Raw genomic sequence first — 19,838 nt, forward strand, 5'->3', positions numbered from 1 at the left:
TCCCTGAAGGAACCTATCCGATGAAGTTCCCTCAGGGAACCCGACCCGGCCGGCCCCGGATACGCTGGCCGCCATGACCCGCACCTCCCTCGCCGATGTCGCCTGCTCGATCGCCCGCGCCACCGACCTCTTCGGCGACGCCTGGACGGCGCTGATCATGCGGGACGTCCTGACCGGCATCCACCGTTTCGACGACCTGGCCCACGACCTGGGCATCTCCCGCAAGGTCCTGGCCGCCCGGCTGGCCCGGCTGGTCGAGGAAGGCGTCCTGGTCCGCGAGCGCTACCAGGAGCACCCGCCGCGCGAGCAGTACCGGGCCACCGAGAAGGGCGCCGAACTGCACGCCGTCCTGATGGCCCTGATGGCCTGGGGCGACCGCTGGTACGCGGGCGAGGCCGGCCCGCCGGCCCGGATCCGCCACCTGGACTGCGGGCAGGAGACCACGCCCGTGACGGCCTGCGGCCACTGCGGCGGGCCCGTCACCGCCGCCAACACCACCGAACTGCCCGGCCCCGGCGGCCGGACCGGCCCCGGCACCCAGGTCCTCGGCCCGCTCCTCGCCACCCGAGCCGCCCGAGCCGCCCGAGCCGCCCGAGCCGAAAACGCCGCCGAAGACACCGGTCGCTAGCGGAGCCGGCCACCGGCCCCCGCCCCGCTACACCGTGGTCCGGGCCCTGCGCACCAGCCACCAGGTGACGACCAGCGCCACCACGAACAACCCGAGGTTGAGCCCGTTCTCGATCAGGTGGAAGGTGCCCATCCGGCCCTCCGGCTGCAGGCTCTGCTGCATGCCGGTCAGCCCGTGCTGCCGCAGGCAGGAGCTGAACGCCTCGGCCCGCCCGTCCGGAATGTTGCCGCACCACTGACCCATCACCTCGTTGTACGGGTGCAGGCCCCCCGCCGCGTCGACGAACGGCGCCTTGCCGCCGTCCAGCACCAGGTCGTTGGCCACCGGCGCGAAGGCGTCCACGCCCCCGCCACCGCCCGCGCCACCGCCCGGCGGGAGCGGGATCGTCCGGGTCACCGGGTCCATCAGGTGCGGCCGCAGCCGCTCCATCAGCGCGGTGCGCCCGGCGAAGGAGCCCAGCACCACCAGGAAGGCGGGCACCAGCCGGCGCAGCGCGCCTCCCACGGCCACCCCGAACATCCCCCAGGCGAGCGCGAGCGTGAGCGGCATCCAGCCGCCGGCCTGGAAGAGCGTCCCCTCGAACAGGCTGCGCCGGTCGGCGAGGTGGACCAGCCGGGCGACGTGCAGGCACTCGGTGGCGAGCGCGGCGGCCAGCCCGCCGACCACGGTGCCGAGCACGGCGAGCTTGCCGAACAGCCAGCGCCGCGGGCTGATGTCCTGGGACCAGGCGAGCAGGAGGGTGCGCTGCTCGTACTCGCGGGCCAGCAGGGGCACCCCGATGAACATGCCGAGCATCGCGGGCAGGAAGACCACCAGGTTCAGCTGGTAGCCGGCGATGTCGGCGCCGTGCCTGATCCGGGCGAGCCGGTCCTCGGCGACGGCCCGGGAGCAGTCCGGCCCGTGGCAGAGGTCGAGCGCGCCCTGGAGGTCGGCCGCGTTGACGGCCATCCAGCCGAGGAAGCCGGCGGTCAGGACGGCGCCGCCGATCAGCTGCCAGCGGTGCTGGCGCCAGGTGAGCCAGAGGATGCCGCGCCACAGCTGCCCTCGGGGAGCGGGTGCGGGCCGGGTGGCGGTGGCAGCCGGCGAGGCGGGCGGCGGGGTCGTGGTCGGGGCGCTCATCGGCCGGTCTCCCCGAGGGAGGTCCTGAGGTAGCCGAGCACGATGTCCTCCAGGGTGACGGGGTGTCCGGTCCAGCCGGGGGTGTCGAGCGGGGTGGCCGCCCCGAGCAGGGTGCGTACCAGGAAGGTGGACTGCCGCGCGGTGTGGGTCTCGTGCACGACCTCGCCCTCGACCGGCGGCCGGTCGGCCCGCGGCCCGGTCAGCCGCGCGTGCTGGCCGAGCAGGTCCTCGACGTCGCCGTCCAGGATGTTCCTGCCGTGCGACAGCAGCAGTAGGTGGTCGCCCACGCCCGCGAGTTCGGCGACGACGTGGGTGGACAGCAGCACCGTCATGCCGGTCTCGGCGACCTCGCCGAGCAGTTCGCCGGTGACGGCCTTGCGGGCGACCGGGTCGAGGTTGGCCAGTGGCTCGTCCAGCAGGAGCAGCGACGGGCAGGCTCCGAGCGCGACGGCCAGCGCGACCTGGGCCTGCTGGCCGCCGGAGAGCTTGCCGCAGCGCCGGTCGAGCGGGATGCCGAACCGTTCCAGCCAGGCGAGCGCGCGGGTCTGGTCCCACACCTGGTTGGTGTGCCGGCCGAAGTTCAGCATGTCGGTGACGCTGAAGTCGCGGTAGAGCGGCTTGTCCTGGGAGAGCAGTACCACTCGGCCCGCCGTCCGGTACTCCCCGGCCGTGGGCCGGAGCATGCCGCTGACGATGCCCATCAGGGTGGACTTGCCCGCGCCGTTGGCGCCGACCAACGCGACCACCCCGCCGGCCGGGAGCTCGAAGCCGCAGTCGTCCAGGGCGGTCACGCTCCCGTACCGCTTCGTCAGTCCGCGCACCTCCAGGGCCGCGCTCACGCTCCGGCCCCCTGACGCGCGTCGCGCCGGGCTGCGGCTCCGTGGCCCGCGTCGCGCCGGGCGGCGGCCGGTTCCTCGGCGAGGACGGCGGTGACGAGCGCCTTGACGTCCTCGTCCTCCAGCCCGGCCTCGCGGGCCTCGGCCACCCAGCGGGAGAGTCCGGTGCGAAGCCGCGCCATGTCGTGCGGTTCGACGGCACCGAGCGAGCCGGTGACGAAGGTTCCGGAACCCTGGCGCGCTTCGACCAGGCCGCCGTGCTCCAGCTCCTTGTAGGCCTTGAGCACGGTGTTGGCGTTGACGGTGCACGAGACGACGACGTCCCGCACGGCCGGCAGCCGGTCACCGGGTTTCAGCACTCCCAGCCTGAGCGCCTCCCGCACCTGTCGTACGAGCTGCGCGTAGGCCGGGAGGCTGTCGGCCCGGTCCACATGGAATTCGATCACGGGGTGTCTCCTCGGTGATTGAGGCCTGCCCCGTAATTGTTATGGTCAAGTAGAACACTAGTCAACCACTACAGCGAAGCACTGCGGTGACGACAGGACACCGGTACCCGAAGAACCGCCCCCCTCAGAGCTCGACCAGCACCTTCCCCCGGCTCGCCGCGCGGTCCACGTAGAGGCTGCGGTACGCCTCCGGGATGCTGTCGAAGCCCCGGTGGACGGTCTGCTGGTAGCTCAGCTCCCCGTTGCGGACCAGGGCACCCACGTCCCGTCGCAGTGCGGCCCAGTTCTCCTCGGTGAACCACTCCAGCGAGAAGATGCCGCGGATGGTGGTGCGCGGGAACATGATCATTGGCAGCAGCCGGGGCCCCGCCCAGTCGCCGCCCACCTGGCTCCCCCACTGCCAGCAGACCGCCACCCGGCTCTCCACCGCGAGCATGCCGAACACCACGTCCGTCAGCACCCCGCCCAGGCTGTCGAAGTAGCGGTCGATGCCGTCCGGTGCCAGCTCTGCGAGCTCCTTCGCCAGCCGCTCGGGGGCGTCGCCGTCCCGGTACAGCACCACCCCGTCGAAGCCCAGCTCCCACAGCCGCTCGGCCTTCTCCGGCGTCGCCGTGGTGCCGATCACCCGCGCTCCCCGGTGCTTGGCCAGCTGCCCGACCACCGACCCCACCGCCCCGGAGGCCCCGCTGACCAGCACCGTCGCTCCGGCCCGTACGTCGAGGAACTTCTCGACCGTGCCCCAGGCCGTCATCCCGGGCCCGCCGAGGACGCCGAGCGCGGTGGACAGCGGCAGCGCCTCGTCGTAGTGGCCGGGGTCCAGTCGGCGGTAGGCCGGGAAGACCATCGGGAAGGTCCCGGTCTGCCAGAGCCGGGGCGCGCCGTTGCTGACCACGTGGCTGCACCAGCCGGCGAACCCCTGCACCAGGTCGCCGACCGCGAACCGCGCGGCCGGCCCGGCCTCCACCACCTCCATGATCGAGTCGGCGCCCATGTGGTCGCCGATCGGGGTGTCCAGTGCGATGCCCTGCAGGTACGGGTCGACCGAGACGTACCGGGTGCGCAGCAGCATCTCGTCCGCGGCGAGCCGGACGTCCACCTCCTCCACGACCTTCCGGTACATCCGCTCGATGTCCGGCACGCCCTCCACGTGCTCCCGGACGGTCCACTTCTCGATCCTCACGAGGTGACTCCAAACTGCCGGTCGACGGGTCCTGTGGGGCCTGCGGTTCCTGCGATTCCTGAGGGGCCTGCGGATCCTGCGGGTCCGACGGGTTCGATGAGCAGGGTGGGCGGCGGCGCGGTGTCGTCGATCTCGGCGGAGAAGGGCTTGCCGTCGTCCCGGCAGATGAACTGGACGACGTGGCGGCCGGCCGCCGCGGCCCGGATCAGCCCGCCGGTGGTCGCCCAGACGCCGGAGAGGTAGAAGTTCGCGAGGCCCGGCAGTCCGGGGCCGTTGCGCTTGATCTCCTCCTCCAGGGTCTCGCCGCTCTCCACGAAGGGCTGCCAACCCAGCACCGTGCCGTCGTAGTTGCCGGTGTAGCGGACCTGGGTGAGCGGGGTGGAGACGTCCTTGACCGCCACCGCGTCCTTGAGGCCCGGGTGGTGGACGTCCAGGAAGTCGATCACGGCGTCCCGCACCCGGCGCTTCTCCCGCTGGTACTCCCGGCCCCGGCCGACCGGCAGGGTGTGCAGCTCCTCGCCGCGCCGCAGCCGGGGCGTCTGCTCGGGCCCGGTGCTCAACTCCCGCCAGGGGGCGATGTCGCAGAAGTAGCTGGCGTACACCACGGTGGTCCCGGCCGGGGACAGCTCCGGGTAGTGGCGGCTGCGGAACTGGACGTTGACGCTGGGGTGCCGGATCCCGGTGAGCCGGCCGGCGAGCTCGTCCTCCAGCAGGTAGGTGGTGCACGGGTCACCGGCGGGGAAGGGGCGGCGCAGGCCGAGGAAGACGGTCAGGTACCCGGGGAAGACCATGCCGGGCTCGGTGATGGTCCTGGTGTACAGCCGGCGGTAGGTGTCGTTCAGGTAGCGGCCCTTGAGCAGGTCCAGCATGGTCGTCCGGCCGTCGCAGGCGGCGACCACGATGTCCGCCCGCACCTCCTGGCCGTCGCTCAGCCGCACCCCGACCGCCCGGTCCTCCTCGACCAGGATCTCGGTCACCTTGGCGTTGTACGTGATCTCCCCGCCGAGCCGCCGGTAGCGCTGCTCGACCGAGTGCGCCAGGCCGAGCGAGCCGCCCTCCGGCACCCCGGCCGACTGCCCGGCGTGCGAGGCGAGTTGGAAGTAGGTCGGCAGCACCGGGAAGTTGGGGTGCTTCTCGTACAGGACGAAGTTGAACGCCTCGCGCAGCAGCGGGCTCCGGAACCGCGCCGAGTAGTCGCTCATCAGCACCGTGATCGAGCGCCGGATCACGTTGAAGTAGGGCAGGAAGGAGGCGAGCATCCGCCACCGCTCCCGCCGGCCCATCAGTCCGACCGGCTTGAGGAACGGGTAACGGGCCAGCGCCAGACGGAACTTGCGCAGTCCGGCGCAGAACTGCCGGATCTGCCGGGCGTCCTCCGGGGCCAGCTCAAGCAGGTGGGCCTCCAGCCGGTCCGGGTCGGAGTAGAAGTAGACCGCCCCGCCGTCCCTGGTGCGCACCACGTTGAAGACGTCGAAGTTGCGCATCCGCTTGCCCTGCAGCGCGCCGAGTTCGAGCCAGATCCGGTGCATCTCGTTGCCCGGTCCGCTGCCCAGCAGCCAGCTGACGCAGCAGTCGAAGGTGAACTCGCCGCGGTCCCAGCCGGTGCAGCAGCCGCCGGGGATCTCGTGCATCTCCAGGATCCGGGTGCGGTAGCCGTTCATCTGCGCGTAGCAGCCGGTGGACAGGCCGCCGAGCCCGCCGCCGATGACGACCATCGTCTGTCGATTGGTGGTCACTCCGCCACTCCCACTTCCGCGACTCCGACTTCCGACGCTCCCGCCTCCGCCAAGCCCGCTCCCGCCACGCCCGCTCCCGGCGCCCCCACGGTGACCCGGTCGAGTTGCGGCAGGCTGCCCCACTTGCCCGTGTGCCACGGCTCGCGGTTGTCGCTGGGCCAGGCCCGGAACGGCCGGCCGAGCTCCCGGCAGAGGTACTGCGCGGCGAACCGCCCGCTGGTGGCCGCCCGGATCAGCCCGCCGAGGGCGGTCCACTGCCCGGCCATGGAGAAGCCGCTCAGCCCGGGCAGCCGCATCCGGTCCCGGTTGACCAGCCGGTTGGCGGCGTCCTCGGCCTCCGAGAAGGCCTGCCAGGCGAGGATGGAGCCGTAGGTGTTGCCGGTGAACCGCTCGGTGGTCACCGGCGAGGCCACGTCGACCAGTTCGATCCGCCGGCCGAGCCCCGGGTAGGTCCGTTCCAGGAATCCCCGGACGAACGCGGCCACCTCCTGCTTGCGCGCCCGGTAGGCCCGGCGGTCCCGGACCCGCAGGTCCTTCCAGGAGCGGTAGTCGCTGAAGTAGGTGCAGTGCAGCACCGACTTGCCGGGCGGTGCGAAGCCCTCCGCGTAGGACGAGCGCAGCTGCACCACCAGGCTGCTCTGCAGCGAACCGGGCAGCCGGGCGCCCTCCTCGGGGGCCAGCAGGTAGGTGGTGCTGTGCGGCTCGCCGGCCGGCAGCGGGCCGTCGACGCCGACGAAGGCGGAGACCACGGCCGGGTACAGGTTGCCCGGCTTGTCGAGCAGTTCGCCGTACAGCAGGTCGGTGGCGGGGCTGGAGTAGCGGCCCTCCAGCAGCCGGTCGAGCACCGTCGGGCCGTCGCAGGCGGCGACCACGTGGTCGGCGAAGTGCCGTGAGCCGTCCCGGAGTTCGACGCCGATGGCGCGCCCGTCCTCGATCAGGATCCGCTCCGCCCGGCAGCGGTAGCCGATCACCCCGCCGAGCGAGGTGTACCGCTCCTCGACCGAGCGGGCCAGCCCCAGCGAACCGCCCTGCGGGAAGCCGGCGTTGCCGTTGTGCGCGGCGGCCAGGGTGTACAGGTACGGCAGCAGCGGGAAGCCGGCGGGCTCCTGCAGGAACATGTTGGGGAAGGCCCGGCGCAGCAGCGGGTCCTGGAAGCGCTCGGCGAAGCCGCTCATCGGGGTGGTCGCGGTCCGCCAGAACAGCCGGAAGGCCGGCAGGACGGTGCGCAGGGTGCGCAGCCGTTCCGCGGGGGTGCGCAGCGGCGGCGGGGTGAGGTCCCAGGGCAGGTCGACGGCGGCGAAGCGGCGCAGGTCCCGGCAGAAGGCCCGGATCGGCTTGGCGTCACCGGGGGCGACGGACAGCAGGTGGTGTTCCAGCCGGTCCGGGTCGCCGTAGAAGGTGACGGCGCGGCCGTGTTCGTCGACGACCCGGTTGAAGGTGTCGAAGCGGGTCACCGATTTGCCGTCCAGGGCGCCGAGTTCGCTCCAGACCTGGTGCGCGCCGGTGCCCTCGGCGGTGCCGATCAGCCAGTCGATGCAGTAGTCGAACAGGTAGCCGTGCCGGGACCACGCGGTGCAGCAGCCTCCGGGCAGCACGTGCTTCTCGAAGATCCGGGTCTCCAGGCCGCTCATCTGCGCGTAGCAGCCGGTGGCGAGGCCGGCCAGGCCTGCCCCGATCACGATGACCCGGGGCGGGCCGCCGGGGGCCCGCTCCCGCGTGGACCAGTCCGGTCCGCGGTCAGTCGCGGCCATCGACGGTCCCTCCGGCCAGGATGGCGCCCGCGAGTTCGGCGTTGCGGGCGGCGTGGTCGCCGTCGAGCATCTCGGCGTGGCTGCCGTGGCCGGCGTACACGGCGGTGCCGGTGGTGGAGGCGCCGTGCCAGGAGCCCTCCTCGCCGCCGACGTGGACGGCCAGCCGCTCGCGCTCGCAGACCACGTCGAGCTGGGCCCGCACCGTGCCGGTGTTGGGCGTACGGCTGCAGAACTCCAGGTAGTCCCTGGCCTGTTCGAGGGTCTCCCGGGCGACGATCCGGGAGCCGGTGTGGCGGTGCAGGTGCTCGTGGAGTTCGCGTTCGAAGACGGCCACGTGCTCCTCGCCGAGGTCGAAGGCGTCGAGCACCCGGTAGGCGTCCACCAGGAGCACCGAGCTCACCGTCCGGCCCCGGTGTTCCAGTTCCTTGGCCACCTCAAAGGCGAGGTTGCCGCCGAGCGAGTAGCCGAGCAGGACGTACGGCCCGCCCGGGTGCAGTTCCTCGACCAGGTCGGCGTAGCGGGCGGTCTTGTCGTCGCCGGTCAGGTAGTTGAAGGCGGCGATCCGGTGTTCGGGCAGGTGGGTCGCGAGCTGCCGGTAGACCAGTCCGTGGCCGCCGGCGGGCGGGAAGCAGAAGACCGTACGGTCCTCGGGTGCCGCGGCGTTGAACCAGAGGTGGGACTGGCCGCCGGCCACCTCGCCGGTGATGATCTGCTCGACGGTGCGGGCCATGCCGTGCAGGGTGGTGACCTTGAACAGCTGGCCGACCGGGATGCCGATGTTGAACTCGGTCTGCAGGTGGTGGATCAGCTCGATCAGCCGGATCGAGCTGCCGCCGAGTTCGAAGAAGTCGTGCTGCAGGCCGACTTCCTCCAGGCCGAGCAGGTTCCGCCAGTGCTCGGCGACCCGGGTCTCGTAGAGGGTGACGGGCGGTTCGTGCTGGGCGCCGGCGGTGTCGGCCTTGGGCTCAGGCAGCGCGGCGAGGTCGACCTTGCCGTTCGGGGTGAGCGGCAGGGCGGGCAGTTCGGTGAGGTAGGAGGGGATCATCACGGTGGGCAGGTGCTCGGCGAGGTGGCGGCGGAGTTCCCGGCGGTCCAGCACGGTGCCCTCGGCGGGGACCACGTAGGCGGCCAGGACGGCCTCGCCGGAGGCGTCCTGGCGGACCGCCACGCAGGCCTGGGCGAGTTCGGGGCGGGCGGTGAGGTGGGTCTCGATCTCGCCCGGCTCGATCCGGTGGCCGCGGACCTTGACCTGGTTGTCGATCCGGCCGAGCAGGTGGGCGGTGCCCGCGGTGTCCCAGTGCCCGAGGTCGCCGGTGCGGTAGAGCCGCAGGGGCGTGCCGTCGAGGTCCAGGGTGGTGAAGCGCCGGTCGGTCTGCTCCGGGTCGTTGGGGTAGCCGGCCGCGACGCCGGCGCCGCCGATCCACAGCTCGCCGGGCACCCCGGCCGGGACGGGCTCGCCGTAGGGGTCGAGGATGTACAGCGCGCTGTTGGGGAAGGGCCGGCCGATCGGCACCATCCGGCCGGGTTCCAGTTCCTCGGCCGCGCCCTCGTAGTAGGTGGAGTCGACGGTGGCCTCGGTCAGCCCGTAGGAGTTGACCAGCCGGGTGTGCTCGCCGCAGAGGGCGCGCAGTCGGCGGTGCTCGGCGGACTTCCAGGAGTCGGAACCGACGATCACCAGCTTCAGGAAGTCCAGCGTCAGGCCTTCGCGCTCGCAGTGGGCCAGCAGGGCGCGGGCCACGGCGGGGACGAACTCGCCGCAGTCCACGGCCTCTTCGCGCATCACCCGGTGCAGCCGGGCGGTGTCGAAGAGCAGTTCGCGGTCGACCAGGACGAGGGTGCCGCCGGTGCCGAGCGCCCGGGCGAGGTCGCCGGAGAACACGTCGAAGGCGGTGCCGGCCATCTGCAGGTGCACCCGGGCCTCGGTGTCCAGCCGGTACTCCGCGCGCCAGCCGGCCGTGACGGCGGCCAGGTTGTGGTGGTCGACCCGGACGCCCTTCGGCCGGCCGGTGGAGCCGGAGGTGTGGATCAGGTACGCGGCCCGGTCCGGGTCGGCGGCGGGCAGCGGTACGGCGGTCGCGGCGGGGCGGTCCAGTTCCTCCAGGGTGACCGGCTCGGCGGGCAGGCCGGCGGGGAGCGGGCGCCGTTCGTCGACCACGACCAGTGCGGCCCCGGCGTCGGCCACCTGGTACGCCAGCCGGTCCGCCGGGTGCCCGGGGTCGAGCGGCAGGTAGGCGGCGCCGGCCCGCCAGATCCCCAGCAGGGTGGTGATCAGCTCGGGTGACTTGTCCAGGCAGACCGCCACCACCGAGCCCTCCCCGACGCCCAGTTCGCGCAGCCGGGCGGCGGTGCGCTGGGAGCGCCGGTCCAGTTCGCCGTAGGTGAGCCGCCGGGCCTCGTCCCGGCCGGGGGCGACCACGGCGACGGCCTCCGGGTGCTCGGCGGCGGCCTTGGCGATCAGCTCCGGCAGCGGGGTGTCGTGCTCGATCCGGCGGTCGGCGCCGCTGAACCCGGTGAGGATCTCCCGGCGTTCGGCCGGGTCCAGCATCCGCAGCCGTCCCACCGGCAGGTCCTCGGCGGCGCGGGTCATGGCGTCCAGGAGGTTGCGGTAGTGCCCGGCCAGCCGCTGGACGGTGGCGGGCTCGAAGAGGTCGGAGTTGTACTTGAAGACGCAGTGGAAGCAGCCGTCCGCGCGGTCCTCGTAGGCGGACAGGGTGAGGTCGAACTGCCCTTCCTCCTCCGGGAGTTCGATGTACTCCAGGCGGTAGCCGAAGCGTTCCACGGCGACCTTGTGGGTGAGCAGGATGAACATCGCCTGGAACACCGCGGAGCGGCTCGGGTCGTGCTGCAGCCCCAGCTGCTCGACCAGCAGCGGGAAGGGGTACTCCTGGTTGTCCAGCCCGCCGAGCACGCTCTCCCGCACCCGGGCCAGCAGCTCGGCCACGGTCGGCTCCCCGCCCAGGCTGACGTGCAGCGGCAGCGGGTTGACGAAGTAGCCGTAGACCGAGGCGAACTCCTCCTGGGTGCGGCCGGTGACCGGGCTGCCGACCACGATGTCCGGCTGCCCGGACCACCGGTGCAGCAGCAGGTAGTAGGCGCTGAGCAGCACCATGAACGGGGTGGCGTTCTGCGAACGGGCCAGTTCGTGGACCCGGGCGGTGAGTTCCTCGTCCAGCCGGAAGAACTCGGAGGCCCCGTTGTGGGTCTGCACGGCCGGCCGCGGCTTGTCGGTGGGCAGCGCCAGCACCGGCATCTCGGCGGGCAGGTGGCCGCGCCAGTAGTCCAGCATCCGCTGCGCCCCGGGCCCGGCCAGGAAGCGGTTCTGGTGGTTGAGGAAGTCCAGGTAGCGGGCGGGCACCGGGGGCAGTTCGGGGCTTCGGCCCTGGCGCAGCGCCTCGTAGACCTCGAACAGCTCCTCGATGAAGGTGAAGGTGGAGATCGCGTCCGAGACGATGTGGTGGACGGCCTTCATCAGCACCCAGCGCTCCGGCCCGCGCCGGAACAGCCGCAGCCGTACCAGCGGGTCCTCGGCGAGGTCGTACGGCCGCCGGTACTCGCGGACGATCAGCTCGTGGATCTCCTCCCACGGGCGGCCCTCGACGTCGATCAGGCCGGTGTCGGCCACGTCCTCCGCGCGGATGCGCTGGACCGGCCGGCCCTCCTCGGCGGTGAAGGCGGCCCGCAGGCCGGGGTGGCGGGCGACCAGGTGGCGGAAGGCCGCGAACACCAGCTCCGGGTCGAGCGCGGCGCGCACCTCGACGGCGCCGCCGATGTTGTACGCGAAGCCGTCCGGGTGCAGCTGGCGCAGGAACCAGAGCGCCTGCTGGTTGTGGGTGAGCGGGTAGCGGGACTCGTCGGTGTACAGCTCGACCTCGGCCCGGGCCGGGCCGCCGTCGGCATCGAGCCGCTCGGTCAGGCCGTCGGCGAGCAGGTCGACCAGGTCGCCGACGGTGCCGTTGCTGAGCAGGGCCACCACCGGCAGGGCGACGCCCAGTTCGCCGTGCACCCGGGCGCGCAGCTCCATCGCGAGCAGCGAGTCCAGGCCGTGCGCGCCGAGCTTGGTGTCGAGGCCGATCCGTTCGGCGCCGATCCGCAACACGGCCGCGGCGGCGGCGGTGAACCGCTCGGTGACCAGCTCCCGGCGGGTCTGCGGGCCGGCCGCCCGGTAGGCGTCGAGGAAGCCGCCGGTCTCGGCCGGGGCCTGCTCGGCGGCGCTCGCCGCCAGGTCGGCGACCAGTGGCGGCGGCGCCGGGTACCAGGCGAGGAAGGTCGGCCAGTCGACCACGGTGGCGACCAGCAGCTGGGCCCGGTCCTGGCCGAGGACGCGCTCCAGGACGGCCGTCCCGGCGTCCGGCGGCAGCGAGCTCATACCGCGGGCGTCGCGGTAGTGCGCGACCAGGCCCAGCTCCTCGATCATGCCGGTGGCCCAGGGCCCCCAGTCCAGGCTGAGCGCGGGCAGTCCGTCGGCCCGGCGGTGGTGCGCCAGGGCGTCCAGGAAGGCGTTGCCGGCCGCGTAGTTGGTCTGCCCGGCGGTGGTGAGCAGCGAGGCGACGGAGGCGAACAGCACGAAGTGGTCGAGCGGTTCCTCGCGCAGCAGCCGGTGCAGCAGGTGGCCGCCGGCCACCTTGGGGGCGTACCCGGCGTCGAAGGCGGTGCGGTCCATCTGCGCGAGCAGGGTGTCCTTGACCTGCCCGGCGAGGTGGAACACGCCCCGGATCGGCGGGTGCTGGCGCTCCCGGTAGTCGGCGAGCCAGCCGGCCAGGGCCGCCTCGTCGGTGACGTCCACCGGGGCGAGCAGCGGTTCGGCGCCGAGTGCCCGGAGTTCGCGCAGGAAGGCGATCCGCTCCCCGGCGGGGCTGCTCGGGTCGGTGTCCGCCCACTGGGCGCGCTCGGGCAGGGCGGTGCGGCCGACCAGGATCAGCCGCCGGGCGCCGCGCTTGACCAGGGTGCGGCAGAGCAGCCGGCCGAGCGCGCCGAAGGCACCGGTGACCAGGTAGCTGCCGTCGGCCCGCAGGACGGGCGGCAGCGGCCGGGTGAGGCCCTCGGCCTGCCGCAGCCGGCTGGTGAGGCGGCGCCCGGCGCGCAGGGCGATCTCCTGCTCGTCGCGGGCGGTGAGCTCGGCGAGCAGCGCCTCGGCCTGGCCGGCGGCCTCGGCGGCCGGGTCGAGGTCGATCAGGCTGCCGCGCTGGGCGACGAGTTCCTGCTGCCAGAGCACCCGGCCGACGCCCCAGGCGGGGGCGCCGAGGGGTTCGACCCGCTCGCCGGGGGCGGCGGGCTGGGTGCCCCGGGTGACGATGTGCAGCCGGCCGTCCGGGCGGGCGGCGGGCAGGGCCTGGGCGAGGGCGATCAGGGAGTAGGCACCGAGGGTGGCGAGCCCGTCCAGCCGGTCGGGCGTGGTGGCGTCCAGGGCGGGCAGGTCGAGGTTCCAGAGGTGGACGGCGGTGCGGTAGCCGGGGTCGAGGTCGGCGAGCAGCCGTCGGACGTCCTCGGCGGAGTCGGGCCGTACGGTCGAGCCCTGCTCGTCGTGCCGGTACTCGGGGCCCGGCCGGACGAGGTGGCAGCGGGCGCCGCGTTCGGCGGCCAGGGCGGCCAGCCGCTCGGCGAGGCCGCCCTCGTCGGCGAGGAGCAGCAGGTCGCCGAGGGGTTCCTCGGCGGTCGGCTCGGGCGCTTCCGTCCACGCGACCTCGGTGAGCCAGCCGTCGATGGTGGCCAGGCCGACGGAGGCCGGGGCCTGGGCGACGTCGGCGACCCGGAAGCCGGTGATCCGGCCGAGCGGGGTGCCGTCCTCGGCGTACAGGGCGATGTCGCCGACGAGTTCCTCGCCGCTGTCCCGGGTGACGGTGGCGCGTGCCCAGAGCGGGCGGTCGCCGATCTCGTCGAGCCTGACCTCCTCGATGGAGACCGGCAGCCGGACGCTGCCGCCCTCGGGTGCGTGCAGGGTGGTGGTGAGCAGGGTCTGGAAGCAGGCGTCCAGCAGGACCGGGTGCAGGTGGTGGCCGGCCGCGTCGGGGCCGAGGCCCGCGGTCGGCCGGATCCGGGCGAGCGCCTGGCCGGGGCCCGCCCAGACCTCGGCGACGGCCTGGAAGGCGGGCCCGTAGTCGTAGCCCCGCTCGGCCAGCCGCCGGTAGCAGTCCGGGCCGTCGAGGTGTTCCCCGTGGGTGTGCGCCAGCGTGACGTCCAGGGCGGGCCCGTAGGAGCGCCGCTGGCCGGTGCGGACCCGGCCGCCGGCGTGCACGGTCGGTTCGCCGCCGTTCGGGGTGGCGGCGACGGTGAAGCGGGCGTCCTCGGGGGCGTAGCCGAGCTGGACCCGGACGGGCTCGGTCTCGGAGAGGAACAGCGCGCGGTTGAGTTCGACCTCGGCCAGCACCACCTCGGTGCCGCCGGTCAGGGCACGGACGGCCTGGGCGGCCATCTCCAGGTACCCGGCGGCCGGGAAGACCACCTGGCCCTCGATCCGGTGGTCGGTCAGGTAGGGCAGCCGCTCGGGGTCGAGCGTGGTGGTCCAGCCGGGCTGGGCGCTCGCGGTGCGGCGGCCGAGCAGCGGGTGGTCGACCCGCCCGAGCCGGACCTGTGCGACGGGCGAGGGCTCGACCCAGTACCGGTCGCGCCGCCACGGGTACCCCGGCAGCGGCACCGGGCGCCCGGCCGGGTGCAGCGCGTCCCAGCCCAGTTCGACGCCCAGGGTGTGCAGTTCGGCGAGGCTGCGGGTGAAGCGCGCGGGCTCGTCCTGGCCGCGGCGGATGGAGGGCAGGGTGTGCGCGCGCTCGGCGCACTCCCGGATCGCGTGCCCGAGCACCGGGTGCGGGCCGAGCTCCAGGAACAGGGTGTGCCCGTCCTCGGCCATCCGCTCGACGGCGGCGCGGAAGCGCACCGGGTTGCGGACGTTCTCCCACCAGTAGCCGCCGTCCAGTTCGGGCCCCTTGGCGAGGCCCTCCCGTCCGGTCAGGTAGAGCGGAAGCCGTGCCTGCTGCGGCTTGACGGCGGCGAGGGCTGCGGTCAGCTCGTCCCGGATCGGGTCCATCCGCATGCTGTGGTAGGGGACTTCGACGTCCAGGGGGCGGGCGAAGACGCCCTGCCGGGTGAGTTCCTCGGCCAGCTCGCCCAGCGCCTCGGTGTCCCCGGCCAGGGTCACCGCCGAGGGGCTGTTGACGGCGCCGAGCGAGATCCGGGTGCGGTACGGCCGGATCCGGCGCTCCGCCTCCGCCTCCGGCAGGCCGACTGCGAGCATGCCGCCGGTGCCGGCCAGCCGCTGCTGGAGCCGGCTGCGGGCGAGCACCACCCGGACGGCGTCGGCCAGGTCGTACACCCCGGCCTCGTGGAAGGCGGCGACCTCGCCGGTGCTGTGGCCGACCACCGCGTCGGGGCGCAGGCCGTGGCTCCGCCAGAGCGCCGAAAGCCCCACCTGGACCGCGAAGTTGGCGGGCTGGGCCAGCCAGGTCTCGGCCATCCGGGAGTCCGCCTCGTCCCGGCCCAGCTCCTCGGTCAGCGACCAGCCGGCCTGCGCGCGGATCTCCCGGTCGACGGCCAGCACGGCCTCCCGGTAGACCGACTCGCTCTCGTACAGGCCCCGGCCCATGCCCCACCACTGCGGGCCCATGCCGGTGAACACCCAGGCCAGGCGCCGCTGTCGGCGCTCGCGGGCGCGGCCCCGGGCCACCTGCGGGTGCTCCTCGCCGCGCGCGTACGCGGCCAGCGCCTCGTCCAGGTCCTGCCGGGTGGAGTAGGCCACCGCGAGCCGCTCGGGCAGGTGCTGGCGGCGGTGCGCCAGGGTGTGGCCGAGATCGGTGAGCGAGGCCCCGGCGGCGAGCTCCTGCCGGACGGCTTCGGCGAGTTCGGGCAGTCCGGCGGCGTCCTTGGCGCTCAGCGGCAGAACGGTGCGGACCGGCTCGGCGACCGGGGCGGCGGGCTCGGGGCGGGGCGGCTCCTCCAGCAGGACGTGCGCGTTGGTGCCGCCGAAGCCGAAGGAGTTGACGCCGGCGCGGGCCGGGCCGCGGTGCTCGGGCCAGTCGACCGGTTCGGTCGGGATCTCGAAGGGCAGCGCGGCCAGGTCGATGCCGGGGTTGGGCCGTTCCAGGTTGAGGTGCGGCGGGATGCGGCGGTGCTTGAGGGCGAGCGCGGTCTTGATCAGCCCGGCGACGCCGGCGGCGGCCTCGGTGTGCCCGATGTTGGTCTTGACCGAACCGACGTAGCAGCGGTCCCCGTCGCGGCGGCCGATGCCGAGCACCCGGCCGAGCGCGGCCGCCTCGATCGGGTCTCCGACCGGGGTGGAGGTGCCGTGCGCCTCGACGTACTGCAGGCTGCCGGGCAGCAGTCCGGCCTCGGCGCAGACCCGTTCGATCAGGGTGACCTGGGCATCCGCGCTGGGGACGGTGATGCCGTTGGTGCGGCCGTCCTGGTTGACACCGCTGCCGAGGATCACCGCGTGCACCGGGTCGCCGTCGCGGCGCGCGTCGGAGAGCCGCTTGAGGACCACCACGCCGACGCCCTCGGCCCGGACGTAGCCGTCCGCGGAGGCGTCGAAGGCGCGGGAGCGGCCGTCCGCCGAGAGGAAGCCGCCCTTGGTCTCGGCGATCGTGTACTGCGGCGCCATGTGCAGCAACGCGCCGCCGGCCAGGGCGAGTTCGGTCTCGCCGCGGAGCAGGCTCTGACAGGCCAGGTGGACCGCGACCAGGGAGGAACTGCACGCGGTGTCGATCGAGACGCTGGGGCCGCGGAAGTCGAAGCAGTGCGAGATCCGGTTGGAGACCATCGTCATCATGGTGCCGGTGGCGGTGTGCGCGGCGATGGTGTCGAAGTCGAGGTCGGCGAACTGCAGGATCTTCCAGTCGAGGGTGAAGGCGCCCATGTAGACGCCCACGTCCCGGCCGGCCAGCTCGGCGGGGCGCAGGCCGCCGTCCTCCAGGGCCTCCCAGGTGACCTCCAGCAGTTTGCGCTGCTGCGGGTCCATGTGTTCGGCCTCGCGCGGGCTGATGCCGAAGAAGTCCGGGTCGAAGGTGTCGAATCCGTCGATGTAGCCGCCCCGGCCGCCGATCAGCCGGCCGGGCTTGGCCCGGTCGCGGCTGCCCAGGGTGGCGGTGTCGTACCGGTCGGCGGGCGTCTCGGTGAGACAGTCCCGGCCCTCGATCAGGTTGCGCCAGTAGGTCCGGTGGTCGTTGGCGTGTCCCGGCAGGCGGCAGCCGATACCGGTGATCGCGATGGGCTCGCGGGGCACGGCGAAGGGCGAGGAGGTCATGGTCCAATCCGAAGGTGAAGGCGTGGCGCCGGGGACACGGGCATGGGGGCGGGACACGGGCATGGGGGCGGGGACACGGGCATGGGGGCGGCCGCGCGGCCGGAGTCAGACGGACGGCTCGGTGGTCTCCGCCCGGCGCCACGGGTGCAGCAGGGTGGCGCCGAGCTCGCCGGTCGTGGGGAACGCGGCCGGGTCGGTGAGGCCGACGGCGGTGGGCACCCGGCCGGGCCGCCAGGTGAAGCTCCCGAACACGTGGTCCCACAGGGAGAGGTCGGAGGAGTAGTGGCCGGCTTCGCCGAGGTCGGTGCTGTGGTGCAGGCGGTGGAGCTCCGGACCGGCCAGGACGTGACCGAGCGGCCCGAGGTGGACGTCGATGTTCGCGTGGACGAAATACCCCTGGGCCAGGACGAATATTCCGACCACGAACACTGAATCCGCCGAGAATCCGACGAGCGCCAGTGAAAGTTGGACCACGGACTGCGCGACGAAGACGTCCAGGAAATGATTCACGCCGTTGTTCGCGACGTTCACCTTCTCCGGGACGTGGTGCACGCCGTGCAGCCGCCAGAGCCACCGGTTGCGGTGCGACCAGCGGTGCACGAGGTAGTCGCCGAGCGAGCCGACCAGCAGCGCGAGTGGGATCTCCACCGCGAAGGGCAGCGCCGGGTGCGCCGGGCCGAGCAGCTCCACCAGTGACGTCACCAGCCCCTGGGCCAGCGCGCCGCCGACCATGCTCAGCAGGAAGTAGACGCTGTACCAGCCGAGTTCGCGACGCGTCGGGTGCCAGTCGGTCCGGTACGGGATCACCCGCTCCAGGACCGCCAGGTATCCGATGACGGCCACCAGGACGAGCGGGGAGACCCGGTCGGGAGCCCAGTGGAAGCGGAGGGTCGCGACGGCGACGCACAGCACGCCCAGCAGCAGAAGCGGATGGGCGAGCCGGCGTGCAATGGCTGAAAGCACGCGCCCCCCGTTCTTCGCGGACTAACGACTGGAAACGTCAGAGACTCTAGCCGGAGCCGCTGGCCGAGGAAGTCATTCGACGTGTTAACGCCATGAATGACCCGATCGGCGGACGATACGCGCACGAAGTTGACGCTCGAACGGCGTGAAGGGGGCGCGTTTTGTGCCAGTAGCGGGGACTCTCGGGGCGCGCACGGCATCACACCACCGGGTGAGCGCTGTCGAGCGCCCCCACGCGCGCCGGTACCGGGAGGCGCCGCGGCACCCGCCCGCCGCTCAGGTCCGGACCAGCTCCGCCAACCGGTGTGCGGCGTGCGGCGCGTGCGCCGCGAGCCGGTCGCGCACGCCGCGCAGCTCGTACCCGACCAGCGCCGGCAGGGCGACCGCCGGCATCGCCTCCAGCGCCGGGCCGAGGAGTTCGACGGCGCCCCGCGGATCGTGCGCGCAGACCAGGCAGTCGGCCGCCCGGACGATGAACAGCAGGCGGCTGGACGGGAGTTGGCTCGGGCCCAGCAGGCCCAGCGCGGTCTCGGTGGCGCTCAGCGCCCGGCGAGCCAGCCGGGGGTCGTCGCCGGCCGCGGCGAGGTCGCGCAGCGCGGCGGCAGCGGCGGACTCGACCCGCATCCGCATCGAGGCGATGGAGAGCCAGGGCACGTCGGCCTCGTCCGCCGCGCCGATGTGGTCCAGGTGCGCCCGGGCCAGACCGATCTGCCGGACGGTCGCCCGGACGTCGCCGGTCAGGGCGTGCGCGCGGGCCCGGCTGATCCGGCCCATCGCACCGGCCCAGTGCCGGCCGGGGGCGACCCGGTCGATCTCCCGGGCGAAGCCGAGGGCCGCCGCCGGGTCCCCGTCCATCCGGGCCAGGACGCCCAGATCGCTGAGCGTGCCCACCTGGGTGGCCAGGTCCCCGGCCAGCCCGGACCAGGTGAGCGCCCGGTCGTAGCAGGCCATCGCGGTGGCGTTGCGGCCGTCCTGCATCCGCAGCGCGCCGGCCGCGTGGGCGTGCTCGGCGGCCAGCCGGGCGAGCGGAGCGCGCTGCGCGGCGGGGGCGCCGGCGAGCCGGGCGAGCACCGCGTGCAGGGTGCGCTCGACGGCGGCGGCCAGGCCCGGCCGGCCGCCGGTCTCGCCGGAGCGCAGGTGGGCGGCGAGCAGTCCGGTCAGGGCGTGCGCGGTGGCGGCGTCCAGCGGCCGCGCCGCGGCCGGGTCGGCGAGCGCCTCGGGAGCGCAGAACTCGGCGTGCAGTCCGGCGAGTTCAGCGGCCGCCGGGACGGCGCAGCCCTCGGCGCCGTGCAGCGGACAGAGCAGCCCGTAGTCGGGCAGCCGCGCCGGGGCGGGGGCGGTGAGGACCGGCTCGGCCGGCGCGAGGCCCGGCAGCGGGGGCCGGAGCAGCGCGGGAGAGAGGGAGAGGGAGTCGGGCCCGCAGAGTTCGGCGGTCTCGGCGCGCAGACAGGCCGCGCTCAACTCACCGCCCGCGCGGAGGAGTCGGTCGATCCGGTCGGCGACCCTGGGGGTGACCCGGCGGGCACCGTGCTCGATCTTGCTGACCGCGGTGTGGTCGTAGCCGATCCCGGCGCCGAGCTGCGCCTGGGTGAGGCCGGCCCGGCGGCGCCAGTGCCGCAACCGGGCGCCGAACTCCCGCCAGGCGCCGCGGCCCTGGCCGGCCGGCGGGGCCGGAGCCCCCGGGTCGGGGGCCACTCGGTTCCGCTCCACGGCTGCCTCCCGGGTGCGTCGTCGCCCTCGGCCGGTCGCGGTGCCACCACGAGGACGGCACCGGTACTCGATCGCCGACGGTACTGGACGGCCCCCCGCCGCGTATATGACGTGGTCTCAACCACTTCAAGAAAACCCCAGCTTGACGCAAAGTCGAACGACGCGCTTGACGGAATTTGCCAACCCGATGCATCGCCCGCACCAGCCATTGACCCGGGCATGACGCCATGTGAGGGTTCG

The 19,838-nt window shown here is 73.7% G+C and carries 10 protein-coding genes; 1 reads left to right on the top strand and 9 read right to left on the bottom strand.

All coding sequences use genetic code 11. The annotated features are described in order from the left end of the window. Positions 1-73 precede the first annotated feature (73 nt). Positions 74-628, top strand: a complete 555-nt coding sequence (locus ACYP53_RS25295) for a winged helix-turn-helix transcriptional regulator (protein WP_459649085.1) — start codon at positions 74-76, stop codon at positions 626-628. 27 nt (positions 629-655) lie between these two features. Here the strand turns inward: ACYP53_RS25295 and ACYP53_RS25300 are convergent, their stop codons facing one another. From ACYP53_RS25300 to ACYP53_RS25340, 9 genes are all read right to left on the bottom strand, one after another. Beyond that, positions 656-1,747 (bottom strand): hypothetical protein, encoded by a 1,092-nt coding sequence (locus ACYP53_RS25300; protein ID WP_189921164.1) that lies wholly within the window; start codon positions 1,745-1,747, stop codon positions 656-658. Continuing rightward, positions 1,744-2,586, bottom strand: a complete 843-nt coding sequence (locus ACYP53_RS25305; RefSeq protein ID WP_189921166.1) for an ABC transporter ATP-binding protein — start codon at positions 2,584-2,586, stop codon at positions 1,744-1,746. The genes ACYP53_RS25300 and ACYP53_RS25305 overlap by 4 nt, the downstream gene beginning before the upstream one ends. Continuing rightward, positions 2,583-3,029: a GntR family transcriptional regulator gene (locus ACYP53_RS25310; RefSeq protein WP_189921168.1), complete on the bottom strand. Its 447-nt coding sequence runs from the start codon at positions 3,027-3,029 to the stop codon at positions 2,583-2,585. Before ACYP53_RS25310 ends, ACYP53_RS25305 begins: the two co-directional genes overlap by 4 nt. Positions 3,030-3,153: 124 nt before the next feature. Beyond that, a complete protein-coding gene (locus ACYP53_RS25315) occupies positions 3,154-4,209 on the bottom strand; it encodes an MDR family NADP-dependent oxidoreductase (RefSeq protein WP_459649086.1) in 1,056 nt (351 codons plus the stop codon). Beyond that, positions 4,206-5,924 (bottom strand): phytoene desaturase family protein, encoded by a 1,719-nt coding sequence (locus ACYP53_RS25320; protein ID WP_459649823.1) that lies wholly within the window; start codon positions 5,922-5,924, stop codon positions 4,206-4,208. Before ACYP53_RS25320 ends, ACYP53_RS25315 begins: the two co-directional genes overlap by 4 nt. A gap of 17 nt (positions 5,925-5,941) precedes the next feature. After that, a complete protein-coding gene (locus tag ACYP53_RS25325; protein ID WP_459649087.1) occupies positions 5,942-7,696 on the bottom strand; it encodes a phytoene desaturase family protein in 1,755 nt (584 codons plus the stop codon). Next, entirely contained in the window at positions 7,683-16,925 is a 9,243-nt protein-coding gene (locus ACYP53_RS25330) for a non-ribosomal peptide synthetase/type I polyketide synthase (protein ID WP_459649088.1), read from the bottom strand. The genes ACYP53_RS25325 and ACYP53_RS25330 overlap by 14 nt, the downstream gene beginning before the upstream one ends. Positions 16,926-17,030: 105 nt before the next feature. After that, positions 17,031-17,888 (bottom strand): sterol desaturase family protein, encoded by an 858-nt coding sequence (locus ACYP53_RS25335; RefSeq protein WP_459649089.1) that lies wholly within the window; start codon positions 17,886-17,888, stop codon positions 17,031-17,033. A gap of 276 nt (positions 17,889-18,164) precedes the next feature. Next, positions 18,165-19,598: a helix-turn-helix domain-containing protein gene (locus tag ACYP53_RS25340; RefSeq protein ID WP_459649090.1), complete on the bottom strand. Its 1,434-nt coding sequence runs from the start codon at positions 19,596-19,598 to the stop codon at positions 18,165-18,167. Between the last annotated feature and the right edge of the window lie 240 nt (positions 19,599-19,838).

Source organism: Kitasatospora sp. Ki12, assembly GCF_054601375.1.

What these genes read in the sequence shown, in the direction of transcription:
- ACYP53_RS25295 (WP_459649085.1), top strand. Translation starts at nt 74, where the DNA reads ATGACCCGCACCTCCCTCGCCGATGTCGCCTGCTCGATCGCCCGCGCC.
- ACYP53_RS25300 (WP_189921164.1), bottom strand. Translation starts at nt 1,747, where the DNA reads ATGAGCGCCCCGACCACGACCCCGCCGCCCGCCTCGCCGGCTGCCACC.
- ACYP53_RS25320 (WP_459649823.1), bottom strand. Translation starts at nt 5,924, where the DNA reads ATGGTCGTCATCGGCGGCGGGCTCGGCGGCCTGTCCACCGGCTGCTAC.
- ACYP53_RS25325 (WP_459649087.1), bottom strand. Translation starts at nt 7,696, where the DNA reads ATGGCCGCGACTGACCGCGGACCGGACTGGTCCACGCGGGAGCGGGCC.
- ACYP53_RS25330 (WP_459649088.1), bottom strand. Translation starts at nt 16,925, where the DNA reads ATGACCTCCTCGCCCTTCGCCGTGCCCCGCGAGCCCATCGCGATCACC.